Below are 6394 nucleotides of genomic sequence, written 5' to 3'. Positions count from 1 at the left end.
TATTCGTTTGAAGTATTGATTCTGTTTTAGAAATTTCAAATAAGTGGATTCAAATTTTATAAAAAAATCATCAATGGTACAGAATAAAGCAGTAATATCAGTCATGAGGATTAGAGTGGTAAGTCGTGTCTAGTAACTCAACTTATGGCTCTAATCCTTGGCTTTTTCAAATAAATCCTTAAACAGGATTCGGGTTAATATAACGAATAAGCCGATTTCCCTTAAAAAACAGCTCTGAGTGGCTAAAATATATGATTTTAAAATAAAAGCTTAAGCAGGACTTGGGTTAAATATCTTCATTTTTATGTTTTTGCTCCAAATAAAACAGTGTAATTCATTTGTTTAAACTGACTTGAGCAGTAGATATTTAGTTTAGAAAATTTTTTCAACAAATCATTTTTATTCATTGTATGTTTGAATAGATAGATTTAATAATAAATCATTTTTTATTTTAAAAAATCAATTATTTATTATTTAGAGATGTGCAGTATTTATAGAAGATGTGTTTTCTATTACTTAATGTGATCTTTTTGGGTGAAATTACTTATTTTTTATACCAAATAGTGAAAATAATGAATCTAGAAAAAAATCATAAAAACTTACGGATATTTCTTCTTTGTCACCTGAATGATTTAAATATTGAATTGAGCAAAACCAAAGCGTAGGGATTCACTTAATTTTAAATTGTAATGATTTAAAGTGAGATTAAAAATTCATCAAAATAAATTACCAATTGCTCAATTTTAACCTCAAAAAAGAGCACTTCTTCACTTGAGTGAGCTCAGTGGTGTTTGAAAAATTAAATCAAAAAAATACATTGATGATGATTTTTTAAAATAAATACGCATACATATTGGAGATTTATAAAAGTAGTTTTTGATTAATTTATGCGGTTAAATATAAATTTTAATACTATATTAAAAATAAAATAACATGTTTTTATTTTTTAATAATTCCAACTATTTTAATCGGGTTTTTGTGGTTTAAATACCAACTATTTTACTATGATTTAAAATAAAAATAATTAAATATCAGTATCTTAAAAATATAAAAATAATTTTATTTAAAATAATATTGATTTATTTTTTAATGTAAATATGATGAGTTAAAACAAAAGATGAAGGGGTATAATATGTTTAAAAAAATAGTTATTTTTATTTTAATGGTTGTCGCAACAGATACGTTTGCTGAAGGTTGGCAAGTGAAACTTGGTGGAACTGTACTTGCACCTACAGCCGATCACAATGTACTTGCAGATGGTGCAGTAACAGGGGTAGAAGCGAAGCATGGTTATAGTTTTACGCCATCTATTGAATATTTCTTTGCGAATACAAATCTTTCGACAGAGCTTCTACTTGCTACACCGTTTAAGCATGATGTATCTTCAAATGGGAGCAAAATTGCCTCATTTAAACATTTGCCACCCACTTTGACGGTGAAATATAATTTTAACAACAGCAGTGCCATTACCCCTTATATTGGGGTTGGCGGTACAATGATTATTCCATTTAATGAAAAAACAACAGGCCCAATAGAAGGCACAACGCTCGATGCCAAAGTTGCCTTCGGATTTGCAGCCCAACTTGGTGCGGTGTATAAGCCTGATCCGGCAAAAAAGTGGGGACTGTTTTTTGATACACGCTATGTCAATATCAAATCTGACTTAAAACTGAATGGACAAGCGATTGGCTCACTTAAAGTCAATCCGTTGGTATATACACTGGGTTATAGTTACAAGTTTTAATAACAATACAGAACAGCTTTACGCGTTTATAAGGTAAAGCTGTTTTTTTATGCGGAATACTGCATGAGAGTAGATAAAAATAAAAAATAGACTTGAAATTTTTCGGACTTACACCATTGATAAAAGCATCTTGACAATAAATCACATAATAGAGGAATGATGATGAGCGATCAAAAATCTTCACAAAATTATAGCTTCCAAGCAGAAGTTGCACAGTTACTGCATTTAGTAACGCATTCTTTATATTCAAATCCAGAAATTTTCCTGAGAGAATTGGTGTCGAATGCATCAGATGCCTGCGATAAACTGCGTTTTGAGGGAATTAACCAACCAGAACTGTATGAAAATGACCCTGAGGTACATGTTCGTATTCGTTTAGATGAAAACAAAAAAACCATTACAATTTCAGATAACGGAATTGGGCTAAATGAACAAGAAGCCATTGATAATTTAGGAACAATTGCTAAATCTGGTACAAAAGACTTTATGTCTAAACTGACGGGCGATCAAAAATCAGATGCGCAGCTTATTGGGCAATTTGGTGTAGGTTTTTATTCAGGTTTTATTGTTGCAGACAAGATTGTTGTTGAGTCACGCCGTGCAGGGGTTGAACAAGACCAAGCAGTGCGTTGGACTAGTGGTGGTACAGGAGACTTTGAAGTCGAGCAAATTAGTAAGGCTTCACGTGGAACAGACATCATTTTGCATTTGCGCGAAGATGCATTGGACTACTTGCAATCACACAAAGTAAAACAAATTGTTAATAAGTATTCAGACCATATTAGCTTGCCAATACAAATGCAAAAAGAAGTATGGCAAGAAGAAGAGGTTGCCGAAGGTGAAGAACCAAAAGGCGGCCAAATGGTAAAAACTGACGAATGGGAAGCGATTAACTCGGCAAGTGCTTTATGGACACGTAGTAAAAATGACGTGACAGATGAGCAATATGTTGAATTTTATAAAAATCTTACACATGCATTTGATGAGCCTTTGGTGTGGTCACATAACCGTGTAGAAGGAAATACTGAATATACGCAATTGTTGTACATTCCAAGTCAAGCCCCTCACGATATTTTTACACGCGAAGCAAAAGCGGGTATTAAACTGTATGTTAAACGTGTATTTATTATGGATGATGCAGATAATCTGATTCCTAATTATTTACGTTTTGTACAAGGTGTGGTGGACAGTGCAGATTTACCACTGAACGTGAGTCGTGAGTTATTACAAGAAAGCCGTGATGTAAAACTCATTCGTGAGGGAAATGCTCGCCGTATTTTAACGGTACTTGATGGTTTGGCTAAATCTGAAGATGAAAAAGACCAAGAGAAATTCAAAAAATTCTATGCTGAGTTTGGTTCGGTATTAAAAGAAGGTTTAGGTGAAGATACAGGTAATCGTGACCGTATTTTAAAATTACTCCGCTTTGCAACATCAGTCCACGATGATGTGTCAACGTCATTGGCAGATTACAAAGCACGTATGAAAGAAGGGCAAAAATCGATTTATTACGTGACTGCAGATACGCTACAAGCCGCTAAAAACTCTCCACAGCTTGAATTGTTCAAGAAAAAAGGCATTGAAGTGTTACTTATGGCTGACCGTGTAGATGAATGGGCCATGAATTTTGTACACGAGTTTGATGGTGTTGCTATGCAAAGTATTGCTAAAGGTGCAGTTGACCTTGGTGATTTGCAAGATGCTGAAGAGAAAAAAGCATTAGAGCAAGCGCAAGAACAATTTAAACCTGTGGTTGAAAAACTGAGCGAAGCATTGAAAAACAAAACCAAAGATGTACGAGTCACCACACGCTTAGTAGATTCACCTGCATGTCTTGTGACCAACGAGGGGGAGTTATCACCACAGTTGGCACGTATGTTAAAACAAGCAGGCCAAGCTGTACCTGATATGAAGCCAACGCTTGAAATTAACCCTGAACATCCATTGGTGAAAAAACTTGAACAAACAGGACATTTTGATGATTTGGCCAATGTCATTTTTGACCAAGCAGTGATTGCAGAGGGTGGATTGCCTGAAGATCCAGCTGCTTATGTGAAGCGTATTAATAGTTTATTAATGAAATAACAAAAACTAAGCTCAAAGGTTACAAGTAACCTTTGAGCTGTTTTTAAAAAATCGCTTCAAGTTGTAAGTTAACATTAAAACTGTACCCTTCAGTTGCACTACTGTCTTTATAATACGAAAGGTCATTGTCTAAATATAACCACGTTCGCCACAATGGTAGACGCCAACCTAAGTATGGCCCCCAACTTTGTATTTCCACCTCTTTTTTATCTTTATTATAAATACCACTGGTGTATAAACCATAGGTGAGCTGATGGTTTAGCCATAGCTTTTGTTTCATAAATAACTTATCACTCCAATTGTATTGCGACTCGTAGGTCTTAATCACAGACAGTTGATTGGCCATCAAACTTTCTGTATTACTTTTTTGTGAAAAGTTGAAGTCTGTTTCAGAGTAGTTTTTACTTTGTGCGCCATAGCGAAAGGTTTGTGTGGTATCTAAACTCCAATGTGCAAACAACGGCCAACTTTTGGCTGCAATGACTTGCACATATACATCTGATGTAGAGTTGGAGCCTAAGTCTAGATTGCTTTGAAAGGGCAAAATTTTAGAGACATCTTGCATAATTTGACCCACCCAAAGTAACTCTTTGGCTTTAGTCAGTTTTTTACTGCTGTTTTTTTTCTTTGCGACTCCAAGTATTCGCACTTTGGTGTGTGATATTTCATTTTTTTTCAATCTGTTGGCTAAAGACTCTTTACTAAATACAGCCATTAACTGATTGGCAAACTCAGGTGAATAAGGGTCGAATCCTAAGACGTATTCAAGTGTTTCAGGCACGGGGGGTAAAGCGACAACATGTGTTTGAGGCGCTTTTTTATGAATGTGATGTTTTTTCTTGTGAATGCTGCAAGGTGTATGATGAGAAAAATTGAACAACTGATCGACATTTGAGAAAGAATAAGCGGTATATAATAAGGTGCATCCCATGAATATATAAGGAATCACAACAGGTATAGCGCGAGTATGGAAACATAGTTGAGTCACAGTTATTCTTTTAAAGAAATCATCGAATATGATTGTCTACGCCATACTTAAAATAAACTGAAAAATGAATGAGGAATATGTGCTCATTTTAATTTAAAAGATTAAAATGCTTTTATATGATGTCGTCACGCCTATTCGACAAATGCTTTGATGAAAATACTGAAGCCAATTAGGGTAATAATACTCCCTGAACTTTTTGAAATGGTTTGAAGTGTCTGTGGTGAAAGTGTTTGGATTTTTCGAGCTAACAATGCATAGAGCATCATAATGATTAAATCACAAATGATCCATCCTAAAATAAGCATGCTTGAAGCAGTGAAAAAACTGACATTTTGATCAATAAACTGTGGCATAAATAATAAAAAGAACAAAATATCTTTGGGGTTGCTGATCCCAACCAAAAAAGCGTCTTGAAAGAATTTAAAAGGTGTTACGTTGACAGATGTGGCAGGATCATATGCCATAAAATTTTGACTATTTTTGATAGTAGTGATGCCAAGGTAAATCAAATATAACGCACCCATCACAGACAGTACTTGTAACACTAGTGGAGTGAGGAGTATTTTTAATCCAATGCTTGCAAGAATCATCAATAATACAGCAGCAGTTACACTGCCTAGAGCATTGAATATGGATGCATGTTTTCCATACATGATTGACTGTTGTACCATCAATAAAGCGTTAGGCCCGGGTGTGATAATAATTGCTGTAATGGTCGCTAAATAAGAAAAATATAATAACCAATTAAAATCCAACATGAAATATCCAAATATGTGTTGAACAAGATGAGGTATAAGTTATGATCAACGTACGGAAGTTTATTCATATTTTTTTGAAAAATAGGTGATGCTAAATGTCACCTATTTTGACGCTGAACCTTATACAGTAGGTGGTGTGTTTTCTACTTCTGCTTGATCAAGACGTATTTTAGTAATGACATCACGTAATACCTCTACAGGCTGTGCACCTGCGAGAGCAACACGTTGGTCAAAGACTAAAAATGGAACAGCAGTAATATTAAGCTTATCTCGTGCCAATTCTTCATCGTATTTCACAAACTCTGCAAAGGCATTTGAATCAAGAACATCTTCAACTTCACCATGTTCTAAACCAATACGAGATGCAATTTCATCAAGAACTTCTCGTTCACCAATTGCAAGTCCTTCGGTCATATATGCTTTAAAAAATGCTTCTTTTGCTTCAGAGCCTAAGTGTTTACTTTGTGCTAAATGAATAATACGGTGTGCATTAAAACTGTTTCCTGAATTGGCTTTTTGCCACTGAAAATCGATCCCTTCTTCAGTAGCCATATTTGCAATTTGTTGTTGCATTTCCTCAATGTCTTCGACACTACGTTGGTATTTTGTGGCTAAACGTTCGGTATTTGACGATTGGTGAGATGTAGGTGCATCTGGATCCAATTGAAAACTGTGCCAGTGAATATCTAAGGGTTCTTGCATTTCGCTTGCCACGCGTTCTAAGCGTTTTTTTGCAATATAACAAAATGGACATACAACATCTGACCAAATATCTACACGCATTTTTTTCCCCAAGAGTATTGAATTGATGGTTTGGTA

5 protein-coding genes and 1 pseudogene are annotated in these 6394 nt (G+C 34.8%); 2 read left to right on the top strand and 4 right to left on the bottom strand.

Translation table 11 applies throughout. The features are described 5' to 3' along the window. Positions 1–105: pseudogene (locus tag I2F17_RS10830) on the bottom strand (IS982 family transposase); the annotation flags it as partial. Positions 106–1132: 1027 nt separating this feature from the next. On the opposite strand from I2F17_RS10830, the gene I2F17_RS10825 reads away from it, so the two are divergent. Together I2F17_RS10825 and htpG are read left to right on the top strand one after the other, a co-directional pair. Beyond that, positions 1133–1744, top strand: coding sequence for an OmpW/AlkL family protein (locus I2F17_RS10825; RefSeq protein WP_211139934.1), 612 nt, complete (start codon positions 1133–1135; stop codon positions 1742–1744). A gap of 162 nt (positions 1745–1906) precedes the next feature. Beyond that, positions 1907–3829 (top strand): molecular chaperone HtpG, encoded by a 1923-nt coding sequence (gene htpG, locus I2F17_RS10820; protein WP_196422724.1) that lies wholly within the window; start codon positions 1907–1909, stop codon positions 3827–3829. 43 nt (positions 3830–3872) lie between these two features. Here htpG and I2F17_RS10815 read toward each other — a convergent pair whose 3' ends face one another. From I2F17_RS10815 to I2F17_RS10805, 3 genes are all read right to left on the bottom strand, one after another. Then, the gene (locus I2F17_RS10815) at positions 3873–4817 is read right to left on the bottom strand and encodes a hypothetical protein (protein WP_211139933.1); all 945 of its coding nucleotides are present in this window, start codon (positions 4815–4817) and stop codon (positions 3873–3875) included. A 131-nt stretch (positions 4818–4948) separates the two neighbouring features. Further along, on the bottom strand, positions 4949–5575 hold the full coding sequence (locus I2F17_RS10810; RefSeq protein ID WP_211139931.1) for a LysE family translocator: 627 nt from the start codon (positions 5573–5575) through the stop codon (positions 4949–4951). Between the two features lie 120 nt (positions 5576–5695). After that, the gene (locus I2F17_RS10805) at positions 5696–6358 is read right to left on the bottom strand and encodes a DsbA family oxidoreductase (RefSeq protein WP_196422727.1); all 663 of its coding nucleotides are present in this window, start codon (positions 6356–6358) and stop codon (positions 5696–5698) included. Positions 6359–6394: the final 36 nt, after the last annotated feature.

Origin of the sequence: Acinetobacter baretiae, from assembly GCF_015627105.1 — a bacterium.
GTDB classification, from domain to species: Bacteria; Pseudomonadota; Gammaproteobacteria; order Pseudomonadales; family Moraxellaceae; genus Acinetobacter; species Acinetobacter baretiae.
Note: the sequence above shows the minus strand (reverse complement) of the source record. Positions and strands in the feature narration are given on the sequence as shown.

Coding starts and splice junctions, on each gene's coding strand:
- I2F17_RS10810 (WP_211139931.1), bottom strand. CDS start 5,575: ATGTTGGATTTTAATTGGTTATTATATTTTTCTTATTTAGCGACCATT.
- I2F17_RS10825 (WP_211139934.1), top strand. CDS start 1,133: ATGTTTAAAAAAATAGTTATTTTTATTTTAATGGTTGTCGCAACAGAT.
- I2F17_RS10805 (WP_196422727.1), bottom strand. CDS start 6,358: ATGCGTGTAGATATTTGGTCAGATGTTGTATGTCCATTTTGTTATATT.
- htpG (WP_196422724.1), top strand. CDS start 1,907: ATGAGCGATCAAAAATCTTCACAAAATTATAGCTTCCAAGCAGAAGTT.